Origin of the sequence: Streptococcus oralis (assembly GCF_026782285.1) — a bacterium.
Classification (GTDB): domain Bacteria; phylum Bacillota; class Bacilli; order Lactobacillales; family Streptococcaceae; genus Streptococcus; species Streptococcus oralis_CG.
Genome location: NZ_JAKUWG010000003.1, coordinates 30,026 through 43,548 on the forward strand (window position 1 = coordinate 30,026; position 13,523 = coordinate 43,548).

Below are 13,523 nucleotides of genomic sequence, written 5' to 3' on the forward strand. Positions count from 1 at the left end.
CTAGTTTTTGGTCTATTCGTCAACCAATCTTTTCAGTTGGTAAGGTAAATAAAACAATTGTAGGAAGAGACTAGCTCCTACAAGAGCCAACAAGGCTATTTTTTCTTGAAAAACCACTGCTCCAACCAGCAATTCTAACAAAAGAACTGCACTTCCCACACCAACTACAATCTGTTTCAATCCCTTCTCTTTCTCCCCTTTTTCTAATGGAAAGAGCTGGGTCAAGTATTGGTAATCAAAGGCGTGATAAAGGGCTAGCAACTGGAAGAGCAATAGGTAGTTAAATAGAACCACTACTGCCGTCGCAATCCAAGCTTGCTCGATAAAGACCTGCGCTAACAAAGAAAGCAAGAGCAGACGTAGACTGAGGGCAAAGAGGTCTCCATTTCGCAGGTAAGAGCGGAGATAGAGGTTTTGCCAAATCTTTCCAGGCGCTTTCTGAACTGCTTTAAGGATGAAATCCAGATAAGCGCGACGTTTGACACTATTTGAAACGCCCTTGACCTGAGTAAAGAGAGCAAAGAAACGAAGCAAGACTTGCTTGCGCTTGCTTTCTTGGGCAATGACATAGTCCCAGTCAATTCCGTTCCCAGTAAAAAATTTACTAACTTTTTGACGAAAAATCAGGTATTTCCCAGTTCCCAATAAAAGCACATAGATGAGAAAGACTGGCAAGCCATAACCCATGGCTAAAAACAAGGGCGCAAATAAGAGTAAAAAGAGGGTTTGCACAATTGTCCAGAAAACCAATGAACGTGACGTCTGCCCTTTGAGGTGGGACTTGACCTCCTCTTCACTGACTAAGAGAAAGAGCTTGTCAGGTACTTCCATGTAGGTCGCGATTCCTCCCCAAGCCAAAAGCAAGATAGATACTATTACTAAAAACAAGAGAATGGGCCAATGATTTTCAGGAAAATCTTGCAAGAGTTGACTGTACTGGTAGGCTATAAAACCGATGAGAACCAGCAGGAACAAGACAAAGTGGTCATTGAGAACATAACGGAGATAACCGACACATTCCTTACGAAAAGCCTGCTTTCTCTTTAAAAACAAGTCTTTCATAGCTCCTCCTCTTTGGTCAGAGCCAAGTAAATATCATTCAAACTAGCATCAGGCATATCAAAGGCCTCGCGGAGTTGCTGAAGGTTCCCCTGAGCCCTCACTTCCCCCTTATGGAGGATGACAAAGGCATCGCACATCCTCTCCGCCGAGTCCAAAACATGAGTACTCATGAGGATGGACTTGCCTTTTTGCTTTTCCACTTCCAAAAGCTGAATCAAGTCAGAAATAGCCAGCGGATCGAGGCCAAGGAAAGGCTCATCAACGATGAAAAGACTCGGATCCACCACAAAAGCACAGATAATCATGACCTTCTGCTTCATCCCTTTGGAGAAATGCACTGGAAACCAGTCCAATTTTTGGTCCAGGCGGAACATTTTTAACAAAGGTTCCACACGATCAAAAGCCACTTTTTGCTCAATACCATAGGCCATGGCAACCGTCTCGATATGCTCTCTGAGGGTCAGTTCTTCATACAAGCTAGGCGTTTCTGGTATATAGCCAATCTGCTTGCGGTAGCTAGTCGCATCTTCTCGCAGGGTCAAACCATTAATCTTGATTTCCCCACTGTAAGGCGTCAAAAGACCGATAATCTCATTGATAGTCGTTGATTTCCCAGCACCGTTGAGACCAATCAAACCGACCAACTGCCCACTTTCAACTGTAAAGGACACATCTTTCAAGACAGGAACGTGAACATAGCCTCCTGTCAGGTTTTTAATTTCTAACATATTTTCTCCGAATCTGGTATAATGTAGCTATATTATATCAAAATTCAATACAGTAGAGGTGGATTTTATGTCAGATTGCATTTTTTGTAAAATTATCGCAGGGGAGATTCCTGCTTCAAAAGTATACGAAGATGAGCAGATCCTTGCCTTTCTTGATATCTCTCAAGTAACGCCTGGACACACCCTCATTGTACCAAAAGAACATTATCGCAATCTTTTGGAGATGGACGCTACTAGCGCCAGCCAACTCTTTGCCCAAGTGCCAACAGTGGCTCAAAAAGTTATGAAAGCTACCAAGGCTGCTGGTATGAATATCATCGCTAACTGTGAGGAAGTCGCTGGTCAAACGGTCTTTCATACCCACGTGCACCTTGTTCCTCGCTACGGTGCAGAAGATGACCTAAAGATTGACTTTATCGCCCACGAACCTGACTTTGACAAACTTGCCCAAGTCGCTGAAACTATTAGAAATGCTTAGGGAGATGCCATGAAACTATCAAATCTACTGCTATTCGCAGGAGCTGCAGCTGGAAGTTATTTTGTCGTAAAAAATCGCCAAGCCATTCAGGATGAAGTGCTAGATACAACTGACCGCGTCGAAGCTATCAAGGATGATTTGGATATCATCCAAAATAGCCTCCAAATCATCAACCAACAAAAAGCACTTATCAAGGAATACCAAAAAGATTTAACCTATAAATTCAAAGTCTTGGAAAAAGATTTCCAAACCAGAATGGCGATCCTCCAAGAAGAAAAACAAGAATAATAAATCCTCCAACTTTCCTTAAATCCATTTTGGATCACTAGATTCGAACAGAAAAGGGAGGGAATGAAAGTGAAACAGTTTTTAAAAGTTCTAGCGAAGGTCATCGCGATCCCTTGTGGTTGCCTCTGCCTGCTTGCAGCCTTGGCATTTCTACTACTGATGAATCTTTTCAAGACCTCACCGAGTGACATCCAAAAAGGGAATGAAACTTTAAAACAAATCTTTATCTCCCTTGACATGCCTCCTGAGAAAGTAGAATCAAATGGAAGGTATCAATTCGAGGGTGGAGGCTTACATTTTTATGTTACTTTCTCAGATGAGGTTATCAATAGTCACACCGTCCTAAAAGAAAGTCCAAAACTCACCAAAAATCGACTCGAAGTCTATGTCCTCCAGACAGGAGAGATTTCATACTATAAAGTAGGGGATAACTTGTTCAATCATGGTTTATTGCAGTTTTTAGAGAAAGAAAGCGAGAAGTATCTCCAAGAAATCGGAAAGAAATTTAATCCCAATTACTCAATTCTCTTTTGGAATGATCAGGAAAGTCTTAAAAAGGGAATTGCATTCTATGAAAAAGCTTTGACCTTGGTGGATATTCAGGATAACTCGGCGATCAAGCATATTGATACTGTTACCTTGAAATCTGGCAAAGAAGCAGAAATCAAGCAACTCATTCAGGACATGGATGCAGCTGGCTTGCTCACTCAAAAGTATAAATAGTAGGCTAACTGGAAAATGATTTTCTGACGCTAATTTTTCCATGACAACACAAAAAGAGCCAATCGGCTCTTTTTACTTTATTCTCCTTCAAAGGCATCTTTTATGTGGTCAAAGAAGCCTTTTTTCTTTGGATTGACTTTCAAGTCACCTGCAGCTGCGAATTCTTTAAGCGCTGCTTTTTGACGGTCGTTCAAGCCTGTCGGAGTTACGACATTAACTGTAACATATTGGTCACCAACGGCACCGCCACGAAGGCTCGGTGCTCCCTTGCCACGTAGACGGAATTTCTTGCCTGTCTGAGTTCCTTCTGGGATGACCAACTCAACATCACCATGCACGGTTGGAATTTCCACAGTATCTCCAAGGGCTGCTTGGACAAAGTTGAGGTTCAGCTTGTAGAAGATAGTCGTTCCTTCACGTTCAAACTTATCACTAGCTTCAACTGAAACCACCACGTACAAGTCTCCGTAAGGTCCACCGTTAAAGCCTGCTTCACCTTGACCCGCTAGGCGGATTTGTTGGCCTGTTTCCACACCAGCAGGGATTTTTACATGTACGCTATGAGCTTGTTTTTCATGACCTGTTCCATGACAAGTTGTACATGGATCTTTGATTTCTTTTCCGCGACCATGACAGACATCACAGGTTACTTGGCGACGCATCATACCAAGCGGAGTCTGTGTATCGACGTTAATAACACCAGCGCCATGACAGCGTCCACAAGTGACTGGACTTGTCCCTGGCTTAGCACCAGATCCATTACATGTACGACAGCTAGCTTCACGATTGTATTTAACTTCCTTTTCTGTTCCGAAGATAGCTTCTTCAAAGGTCAAGTTCACACGATACTGGAGGTCATCCCCTTGACGAGGAGCGTTTGGATTGCGCGAAGCTCCGCCTCCGCCAAAGAAACTTGAGAAAATATCCTCAAAACCACCGAAGCCACCTGCTCCGTCAAAGCCTCCAAAACCACCGGCACCACCAAAGCCACCGTTAGCACCCGCAGCACCATACTGGTCGTAGGCTGCACGTTTTTGATCGTCACTCAAAGTCTCATAGGCTTCTTGAACTTCCTTGTACTTTTCCTCAGCGCCAGGCTCCTTGTTGATATCTGGGTGATATTTTTTTGAAAGCTTACGATAAGCCTTTTTGATCTCGTCTGCCGAAGCGTTTTTTGACACCCCCAGACGATCATAAAATTCAGTATTGTTCATAATTCAAGATACAAAGGGCGTCAAACGGACACAGCCAAAATAGGAGTTTTGACGACGGACGCTTGCGTCCTAGAAAAAACTATCTTTTTGGCACAGTCCGTAGCCCGTGTTCAGTTACGAACACCCTTGTTCCTTTCTATAATTTATAAGTAAATATTTAGAGGGTATTTTCTATACTCTGCTTCACTTCATCAAACTCTTTGTCCGATAGAGTAAAAATCAAGTCCTCTTCTGAATATTCGTTCTGTTCTTTAAAATAGTTGTCAGTATTTTCTGCCAAACCTAGACCAAGAATCACTTTTCTTGCAAACTCTTGATGTGCGAAGCCAATAGCAGTAATGATATTTTTATCTTGCAGGACAGCTTTTGCTTTGAATTTTTCCCGAGGAAGAAATTCAAAATAGTCAAAAAAGTTTTGCCAAATCCCACCTGTAAATTTCGTGTCATTCAACAAGCCAGCTTTCGCTAACAAAATGGGCGCAGAAGAAATTGCTGTAATTAAGATATCCTGCTCACCGAGTTCTCTCAAAAAAGAATTTAATTTTTCATCCTGTAGAGCAGGCCCTATATTTACCATTCCTGGTAAAATGATACAAGAATACTCTTCTATACAGATTTGATCCAATGTTTTTGTAGGTTGACAAGGTAAGCCATCCTCAGATATAACTATCGAATAATCTGAAGCAACATAATCAATCGTGATGTCAAAAGACAGAGCTAAAGTACTTGTTAAAGCGGTTATCTCATAAAGAGAAAAATTAGGATAAATGATACAAAGTACTTTTTTCATACGCAACATCCTCTATTTTACCGAAAAACAGAGGCTGGGTTGCAACCTCTGGATTTCTTCCTATCATTATTAACATTCTTAACGAGTTAGGCTTAACTGAGTTTCGGCTAAAAACTTCGGAAAAAAGACAAGCCATCTTTTGTGCATCGCACAAGGCGATGGCTTCCTATTTTTCTTTCGTTTTCTTAACGCCTCAACATCATACCGAATCGAGCACGCCCTAACCTCTTGGTGAAAAAGACAAATCTTTCTAGAAACTAAAGTTTCTGCGTCAGATTTCCTATTTTCACTGTGAGGTTTTAACGGGCTTTGCATCTTATTTTTCAGTAAACTCTCCGTCTACGACGTCATCGCCTGCGTTTCCTGTTGCTTGTGCGCCTTCTGCTCCTGCTTGAGCTTGTTGAGCGGCTGCGGCTTGTTCGTAGAGTTTAACAGCAAGTCCTTGAGCTTTTTCGTTCAATGCTTCAAGTTTTGCTTTCATGTCGTCCAAGTTGTTGTCTTCTTGAGCTTTCTTAAGATCATCAAGGGCAGCTTGGGCAGCGTCACGTTCTGCATCGAAGCCTTTGCCTTCAGTTTCCTTGATTGTCTTTTCAGTCGCAAAGATTGCTTGATCTACTTCGTTACGAAGGTCAACTTCTTCTTTACGTTTCTTATCTGCTTCAGCGTTTGCTTCAGCATCTTTCATCATGCGGTCGATTTCTTCATCAGTCAAACCTGAGTTCGATTGGATGACAATTGTTTGTTCTTTTTGAGTTCCAAGGTCTTTGGCCTTAACAGACACAATACCGTTCTTATCGATGTCAAATGTTACTTCGATTTGTGGAATACCACGAGGTGCAGCTGGGATATCTGTCAATTGGAAGCGTCCAAGAGTCTTGTTATCTGCTGCCATTGGGCGTTCACCTTGAAGAACATGGATATCAACGGCTGGTTGGTTGTCTGCCGCAGTTGAGAAGACTTGTGATTTAGATGTTGGAATAGTTGTGTTGCGGTCGATAAGTTTTGTGAAGACGCCACCCATTGTTTCGATACCAAGTGACAACGGTGTTACATCAAGAAGGACAACGTCTTTGACATCACCAGTAATGACACCACCTTGGATCGCAGCACCCATAGCAACAACTTCATCAGGGTTTACTGATTTGTTTGGTTCTTTACCAGTTTCAGCCTTAACAGCTTCTACAACGGCTGGGATACGAGTTGAACCACCAACAAGGATAACTTCGTCGATTTCTGACAAGCTCAAACCTGCATCTGAAAGGGCTTGACGAACTGGAACTTTTGTACGTTCAACAAGGTCACGAGTCAAATCGTCAAATTTCGCACGAGTCAAAGTCATTTCCAAGTGAAGAGGTCCAGCCTCACCTGCAGTGATGAACGGCAAGCTGATTTGTGTTGAAGTTACACCAGAAAGGTCTTTCTTAGCTTTTTCAGCCGCATCTTTCAAACGTTGCATTGCCATCTTGTCAGTAGACAAGTCAATACCGTTTTCTTTCTTGAATTCTGCTACCAAGTGATCGATGATTTTTTGGTCAAAGTCGTCACCACCGAGTTTGTTGTCCCCTGCAGTTGACAATACATCGAAGACACCGTCACCCAATTCAAGGATAGATACGTCGAATGTACCTCCACCAAGGTCGAATACCAAGATTTTTTCTTCTTTGTCAGTCTTGTCCAAACCGTAAGCAAGGGCTGCTGCTGTTGGTTCGTTGACGATACGTTCTACTTCAAGACCAGCGATTTTACCAGCGTCCTTAGTTGCTTGACGTTGAGCATCGTTGAAGTAAGCTGGAACTGTGATAACTGCTTTGGTTACTTTTTCACCAAGGTATTCTTCAGCGTAACCTTTCAAGTATTGAAGGATCATAGCTGAGATTTCTTGTGGAGTGTATTCTTTTCCGTTTGCAGAAACTTTTTCAGAAGTTCCCATCTTAGATTTGATAGAGATAACAGTATCTGGGTTTGTGACTGCTTGGCGTTTTGCAGCGTCACCAACGATGATTTCGCCGTTTTTGAATGATACTACAGATGGAGTTGTACGGTTTCCTTCTGGGTTTGCGATGATTTTGCTTTCAGTTCCTTCAAGAACTGCAACTGCTGAGTTTGTTGTACCTAAGTCAATACCGATAATTTTAGACATGTGTTTTTCTCCTTGTTGTTTTTTCTTTTTGATACTCTTCTTAAGTGGTGGCGCCGTCAGAGCTTGACTTCGTCAATCTCTTTGACTAAACTTTGAGCCTAAGGTCTCAAAGTTTGCGCAAATAGCGCCACGGCGAAGAGTATCGTCTTTTGTTCGCTTCGCTCACTATTGCAAAGCTGAACAATTTCTTATCTTTCTTCATAGTTTATTGTCGTTTCGGACAAGGTTTCAATTATGTTACGACACGAGAAGTCGAAATCGATTTTATTTCGACGACGAGTTAGTAAGGAGGCTAGGCAAACGCCATAGCGATTGCCGTTTTCTGACGAGTTGCTTCAGCAACCGTCAGAATTGCCTAGTTATACACCACTACCATAGCCGGTCTTAAGATGCGGTCATGGAGTTTATACCCTTTTTGAAAAACTTGGGCGATGGTGTCTGCTGGGTGTTCATCGTCTGCTGGGAGAGTTTGGATGGCCATGTGATAGTTATGGTCAAAAGCCCCGTCAGCTGTGATTTCTTCGATCCCTTCTTCTTTCAAAGCATGAACCAAGCTTTCTTGCACCATTTCCAATCCCTTTTTGACATCGTCTGTCAAACCTTCAACGGCAAGCGCACGCTCTAGATTGTCGAGCGATGGTAAGATTGCTTTTGCCAAATCCTGGCTACGATAACGTTGCAAGTTTTGACGCTCTTCATTGGCACGGCGTTGGATATTTTGCATTTCTGCATGAGCACGAAGGTATTTATTCTCAAACTCATCCGCGCGTTCATTTGCCAAGTCTAATTCCGACTTTTCAGGAGTTGTTTCTTCAGTTGTTTCAACAACTTCCTCTTCTTTTACTTCTTCGTTTTTTGTTTCCTCAGACATTTTTCGCCTCCTTTTTAGGAATTTATGTAATTTCATGTTCAACTCACCTCATAATGATTACTACTCAAATATCGGTAGAAATCTGTGAGTTTCATAGTTAGGACTCGATTGACAACATTGAGTTGATTGACCAATTGCTGGTAATCCAGATTGACCGGACCGATAATCGCCAAAATTCCAAAACCTCGATAAGGAATGAGGAATTTACTGCTAATCACTGCTAGGTCTGCCAAACAAGACTCTTGACTATCTGCAACACGGACATTTTGCATCTGTTCTTCATGCAGACCTTCACGAATCTCCAGAGCCACTTTCTGTGGTTGGTCAAAGAACTGATAGGCAGCGAGATTGGCAAAATTCAAAAGATTGACCTTGCCCGCCACCACAATGTTTTCGTTGAACATTCCCTTAAAGATGTGTTCAAAGAGATCGATGACATTGTCCGTTGTTGTAAAGTAACGCTGGATAATCTGTGGAATCTCCGTCCGAATCTTGTAGTGAATATCTAGAACGGTGTGACCTAGGAAACGTTCCTGAATGATTGCCTTAAGCTTCAGCAAATCCTCCTGCAAGAAGTTCCTTGGAATCAGAAACTGACTGGTAACCGTTCGCGATTCGTCTAAGGTAAATACTGCCAAGGCTGTATGTTGTCCTAAAACAACGATATCAAAGGCTGTCAACCGTTGTCTGCTGGGCTCAACATCTAGTGCCACTACCGTACAACCACTCAAGTCTGTTAGTAGATTAGCAGCCTCTTGTAGAATATCCTCCAGTTTGAAGAATTCCTGATCAAAGGCTTTGACAATCTCATAAACCTCATTTTCAGCTAGTCTGTCGAAATCCAGTGAGTGTTTCACATAGTACTGAAAACCAGCAACACTTGGCATCCGACCACTTGAAGTATGAGCTTTCTCAAGCAGACCTTGCTTTTCTAAAGCCGCCATATCATTACGAATGGTTGCACTGCTAGAGTTAACAGACTCTTGCAAGGCTTTGGATCCGACAGGTTCGTGCGTTTTGGTAAAGATGTCAATGATCAGATTTAAAATATCCTGCTGACGCTCTGTAACCATCCCATCACTCCTCTCTGTCTGATCAGTTAGCACTCGACACACCTAAGTGCTAACTCATGATTCTATTATACACCCTTAGAAGAGAATGTCAAGACAAAAACTCAAAAAATTAGCACTCTTTTGCCAAGAGTGCTAAAAATCAGTCTGAAGACCTAGAATCTCACTTTTCATCCACTTGGTATTTCCTTTTAAGTCTGAAAGAACCATAGATTAGATAAGAGATTAAGCAAGCGTATAAAACGAAAATAATAAAGAAAGACATAGAAAGATCTTCTCTAAATAAACTCATACAAACAACAAGACCACCTGAGAAAGCAGCTGTACAGGAACGAAGTCTATATCGCATAACTTCCCATCTGAGCCCCTTATTCATATAGACTTGATCCTCCGGAAGTAAATCAGAAGATGATTTACGAAGAATTGAACAAAAACCTGTTTCTATCGATTCCCAACCTCTATTTCTAAAATCTTGCAGTTCATGCTTACACTTTTTAAGATTGCGAGAATCATAGATATGATAGATGACATCATCTGGTTGGCATTGTTCAAAATAGAAAAAACCAAAACGGTTAGTTTTATACCTCCAACCTTTCAAGTGCATCTCATGCAAATATTCTTCTTCCTTGTCCAAATCAACAATTGTGAAAATCCGAAATTGTACTTTGCTATTCATTGCCTGACCTCCAAATCAGAAAACAAGTATTGTTTCAACTATCAGATAATTCTTTCCACTTTTGGAACAATCTCCAAAAAATATAAGAAATCTGAATCGCAAAAACTATCAATAAAACATAATCTATTATGAAAATCAAAAATACTTCCCAACTGAAAGAACTACCTCCACTGACAAACTTTGAGAAAACCGGTAGTAGAGCTAAAAAGAGAAGCAAAATAGGAAGCATCCGCATTATTAAAATCCGTTTGACCACAGCTAACTTCCCGGCCACGTCATTATAAATTTCAAATTCTGCATCCGATTCAATTTCAGAATGTGCTTTTCTAAAGTAGGAAAAACCATTAAAGTCTGTAATATGCTCCCAGCCACAGTCTTTAAATAATTGTAAATAGGAGGCTCTCTCTGATTTTTTCATTGGGTAAAAGTCCAACTGATAAGACGCTTGCTCAGGCTGACATTTTTCAAAGGTATACTTAACCACAAACAATAAGATAGAATAGCTTACTTTCCTAAGTTTCCAGCCCTTAGTATGCATTTCCCCAAGGTATAAAGCCTCTCTATCATAATCTGCAATTGTAGATATCCGATATACAACCTTCTTTTCCATCATCCTTCCTCCCGACTGTTTCTGTAGAGCCGTTCAATACGTTTCAATTCAATATCTAAGACTTTTCGTCCCAAATCTGTTATCTGATAAATTTTCCGTTTCTCCTCTTCTCGGACAAAGGAAATCAAGCCATCCTTTTCCATTTTTGACAAGGTTCCATACATAGTACCAGGACTAATTAGGACTTGCGAATCTGTCATCTCCTTGACCTTTTGTGTGATACCATATCCATGGTTCTCCTTCTGTAGACAAAACAAGATATAAAAGCCCGTTTCCGTCATGGGAAGGTAAACACGCCTGATCTTATCTGCTAATTCCATTTACAACCACCTCCAATGCAGTTCGATATATCGCACTTCGTTATATAAAATATATCACATCGCGATATAAATTTCAAGAAAAAAAGACCGCCCTCAGGCAATCTTTCTTCTATATTAGTATTAGTAAAGATCTAAATAATTATCAATTTCCCATTGTGAAACGAAGGTTGCATAACTTGCCCATTCGATTCGTTTGGCTTCAAGGAAACTAGTATAGATATGTTCTCCAAGAGCCGCTCTGACAACTTCATCTTCAGTCAGAGCTTTCAAAGCGTTGTGAAGAGTTGATGGAAGGTCTGTAATACCAGCTTCCTTACGCTCTTCTGCTGTCATGATGTAGATATTTTCTTCAATCGGAGCTGGTGCTTCGATTTTATTTTCAATACCGTGCAAACCAACTTCCAAAAGAACTGCCATCGCGATGTATGGGTTTGCCATTGGGTCTACCGAACGCAACTCAAGACGAGTTCCCATACCACGTGAAGCCGGTACACGAACTAGCGGAGAGCGGTTACGACCTGCCCAAGCAATGTAAACAGGCGCTTCATAACCTGGAACCAAACGTTTGTATGAGTTAACTGTTGGGTTCATGATGGCAGTATAGTTATAAGCATGCTTGATCAAACCACCAAGGAAATGGTAGGCCGTTTCAGACAACTGCATTCCTTTTGGATCATTTGGATCAAAGAAGGCATTATTTCCTTCTGCATCAAACAAGGACATATTGCAGTGCATACCTGATCCAGCAATACCAAATTTTGGTTTCGCCATAAAGGTAGCATAAAGACCATGTTTGCGAGCAATGGTTTTAACAACGAGTTTAAAGATTTGAATCTTATCACAGGCACGGAGGACTTCATCATACTTGAAGTCAATTTCATGTTGTCCAACCGCAACCTCGTGGTGACTCGCTTCTACTTCAAATCCCATTTTGGTCAAGACATTTACGATTTCACGACGCGTATTGTCTGCAAGGTCAGTAGGGGCCAAGTCGAAGTAGCCACCCTTGTCATTTACCTCAAGAGTTGGATCGCCATTTTCATCCAGCTTAAAGAGGAAGAATTCTGGTTCTGGCCCAAGGTTGAAGGATTTGAATCCTACTTCTTCCATATGACGAAGCGCACGCTTCAAATTACCACGAGGGTCACCTGCAAAGGGCTCACCTTCTGTTGTATAGACATCACAGATCAAACCTGCAACACTTCCGTTTTCATCTCCCCAAGGAAAGACTGTCCATGTATCCAAGTCTGGGTACAAGTACATATCTGACTCATTAATACGTACAAAACCTTCAATAGAAGAGCCATCAAACATGGCTTTATTTGACAAGACCTTGTCTAACTGTTCATCTGTAGCAGGAATTTCGACGTTTTTCATGGTTCCCAGAATATCTGAAAACATGAGACGAATAAAGGTAACATTTTTTTCCTTGACTTCACGACGAATATCTGCAGCTGTGATTGGCATGGTTTTTCTCCTTAATGTATGACTACTTGCGGTTGCCTAACCGCGACCAAAAGGCGACTGTGCTGAAGCAAAGCGTCCCTGTTGGAGGAGCTCATTATGAAGCGCACGACGCACTTCCGTTGGGCTCACTGCTTTCTTGGATTTCGCCTCACGTTCAGCATATTTCTTCTTAATGGCAGCGATATTGAAACCTTCAGAGATATAATCTTTGATTTCAAGCAAACGATCCATGTCATTCAAAGAATACATGCGACGGTTCCCTTCGTTTCGATCAGGCTTTATCAACTCTTGATCTTCATAATAACGAATCTGACGCGCCGATAGATCGGTCAACTTCATCACACTGCCGATAGGAAAAACAGCCATATTTCGGCGAAATTCTCTTTCCTTCATTTACAATTTCCTTCTTTCTGTCTATTATAGTCTAAAAAAAGACATACGTCAATTGATAATGTCACAAAATATAACATTATTTTCTTTTTTTCTCAAAAAGATTTCTGAAGCGATCAATATCATAATTTACGAGTATTGCCACAAAAACACCCATAAAAGTTTCAAATACACGAGCAAACACGTACAAAAATGTTTCTCCGCTCGGTATTGATAGAGTAATGATTAACATAGCCGCTACACCACCAATAACTCCTGCCTTGTTGTTCATGGCAACATTTGTCATAATGGTTAACATGGTGCAAATTGGCACAACTAATAAGGTTACCCAAAAGGCTTCTTGAAATAAGGTATTTAAAAGGAAAAAGACAAGGGCGTAAAAACCTCCGATACTGTTTCCTAAGATACGCGAAGTTCCAAAATGGACGCTCTTATCAAAACTTTCTCGTAGACTGAAGACCGCTGTCAAAGCCCCGATTTGCAGTCCCTTCCAGCCAAAAAAACCAAAGATTAAGAGAACTAGAAAAACAGCAATTCCGGTTTTAAAGGTTCGTAGACCAAGCTTGAACTGTGACTTATCAAATTTATATTTTTTAAAATAACCCATAATCTCAACTTTCTATTTCCATTTTATCATAATTTAGTTGATTTTATGAGCCAAAATCAATCGGAAACGTTTTTAATTCAAGCTACAAG

The 13,523-nt window shown here is 41.2% G+C and carries 16 protein-coding genes; 3 read left to right on the forward strand and 13 right to left on the reverse strand.

Going from position 1 to position 13,523, the window contains the following annotated elements:
• Positions 1 to 12: 12 nt before the first annotated feature.
• Complete coding sequence (locus MK403_RS02470) at positions 13 to 1,062, reverse strand: ABC transporter permease (RefSeq protein ID WP_125847703.1); 1,050 nt, start codon at positions 1,060 to 1,062, stop codon at positions 13 to 15.
• Positions 1,059 to 1,790: an ABC transporter ATP-binding protein gene (locus MK403_RS02475; protein WP_125847705.1), complete on the reverse strand. Its 732-nt coding sequence runs from the start codon at positions 1,788 to 1,790 to the stop codon at positions 1,059 to 1,061. The genes MK403_RS02470 and MK403_RS02475 overlap by 4 nt, the downstream gene beginning before the upstream one ends.
• Positions 1,791 to 1,857: 67 nt before the next feature.
• Between MK403_RS02475 and MK403_RS02480 the strand changes: the two genes are divergently transcribed.
• From MK403_RS02480 to MK403_RS02490, 3 genes are all read left to right on the forward strand, one after another.
• Positions 1,858 to 2,268, forward strand: coding sequence for an HIT family protein (locus MK403_RS02480; protein ID WP_268708860.1), 411 nt, complete (start codon positions 1,858 to 1,860; stop codon positions 2,266 to 2,268).
• A 9-nt stretch (positions 2,269 to 2,277) separates the two neighbouring features.
• The gene (locus tag MK403_RS02485; protein WP_125847708.1) at positions 2,278 to 2,556 is read left to right on the forward strand and encodes a hypothetical protein; all 279 of its coding nucleotides are present in this window, start codon (positions 2,278 to 2,280) and stop codon (positions 2,554 to 2,556) included.
• Positions 2,557 to 2,619: 63 nt separating this feature from the next.
• Positions 2,620 to 3,279: a hypothetical protein gene (locus MK403_RS02490; protein WP_268708861.1), complete on the forward strand. Its 660-nt coding sequence runs from the start codon at positions 2,620 to 2,622 to the stop codon at positions 3,277 to 3,279.
• Positions 3,280 to 3,356: 77 nt separating this feature from the next.
• Here MK403_RS02490 and dnaJ read toward each other — a convergent pair whose 3' ends face one another.
• The 11 genes from dnaJ to MK403_RS02545 form a co-directional block, all read right to left on the reverse strand.
• On the reverse strand, positions 3,357 to 4,493 hold the full coding sequence (dnaJ, locus tag MK403_RS02495) for a molecular chaperone DnaJ (RefSeq protein WP_268708862.1): 1,137 nt from the start codon (positions 4,491 to 4,493) through the stop codon (positions 3,357 to 3,359).
• Between the two features lie 157 nt (positions 4,494 to 4,650).
• Positions 4,651 to 5,283, reverse strand: coding sequence for a DJ-1/PfpI family protein (locus MK403_RS02500; RefSeq protein ID WP_268708863.1), 633 nt, complete (start codon positions 5,281 to 5,283; stop codon positions 4,651 to 4,653).
• Positions 5,284 to 5,599: 316 nt separating this feature from the next.
• Positions 5,600 to 7,423 carry a molecular chaperone DnaK gene (gene dnaK, locus MK403_RS02505; protein ID WP_261079326.1) on the reverse strand — a complete coding sequence of 608 codons (1,824 nt, stop codon included), beginning with the start codon at positions 7,421 to 7,423 and terminating at the stop codon, positions 5,600 to 5,602.
• A gap of 355 nt (positions 7,424 to 7,778) precedes the next feature.
• Positions 7,779 to 8,294 carry a nucleotide exchange factor GrpE gene (gene grpE, locus MK403_RS02510; protein ID WP_268708864.1) on the reverse strand — a complete coding sequence of 172 codons (516 nt, stop codon included), beginning with the start codon at positions 8,292 to 8,294 and terminating at the stop codon, positions 7,779 to 7,781.
• A gap of 38 nt (positions 8,295 to 8,332) precedes the next feature.
• The gene (gene hrcA / locus MK403_RS02515) at positions 8,333 to 9,367 is read right to left on the reverse strand and encodes a heat-inducible transcriptional repressor HrcA (RefSeq protein ID WP_268708865.1); all 1,035 of its coding nucleotides are present in this window, start codon (positions 9,365 to 9,367) and stop codon (positions 8,333 to 8,335) included.
• Between the two features lie 160 nt (positions 9,368 to 9,527).
• Positions 9,528 to 10,040 carry a DUF2812 domain-containing protein gene (locus MK403_RS02520; RefSeq protein WP_268708866.1) on the reverse strand — a complete coding sequence of 171 codons (513 nt, stop codon included), beginning with the start codon at positions 10,038 to 10,040 and terminating at the stop codon, positions 9,528 to 9,530.
• 34 nt (positions 10,041 to 10,074) lie between these two features.
• Positions 10,075 to 10,650: a DUF2812 domain-containing protein gene (locus MK403_RS09450; RefSeq protein ID WP_326845897.1), complete on the reverse strand. Its 576-nt coding sequence runs from the start codon at positions 10,648 to 10,650 to the stop codon at positions 10,075 to 10,077.
• The gene (locus MK403_RS02530) at positions 10,650 to 10,970 is read right to left on the reverse strand and encodes a PadR family transcriptional regulator (protein ID WP_125448734.1); all 321 of its coding nucleotides are present in this window, start codon (positions 10,968 to 10,970) and stop codon (positions 10,650 to 10,652) included. Before MK403_RS02530 ends, MK403_RS09450 begins: the two co-directional genes overlap by 1 nt.
• A gap of 120 nt (positions 10,971 to 11,090) precedes the next feature.
• Positions 11,091 to 12,437: a type I glutamate--ammonia ligase gene (gene glnA / locus MK403_RS02535; protein ID WP_001122886.1), complete on the reverse strand. Its 1,347-nt coding sequence runs from the start codon at positions 12,435 to 12,437 to the stop codon at positions 11,091 to 11,093.
• Positions 12,438 to 12,473: 36 nt separating this feature from the next.
• Positions 12,474 to 12,830 (reverse strand): transcriptional repressor GlnR, encoded by a 357-nt coding sequence (gene glnR / locus MK403_RS02540; protein WP_000664331.1) that lies wholly within the window; start codon positions 12,828 to 12,830, stop codon positions 12,474 to 12,476.
• A 76-nt stretch (positions 12,831 to 12,906) separates the two neighbouring features.
• The gene (locus MK403_RS02545; RefSeq protein ID WP_268708867.1) at positions 12,907 to 13,434 is read right to left on the reverse strand and encodes an FUSC family protein; all 528 of its coding nucleotides are present in this window, start codon (positions 13,432 to 13,434) and stop codon (positions 12,907 to 12,909) included.
• Between the last annotated feature and the right edge of the window lie 89 nt (positions 13,435 to 13,523).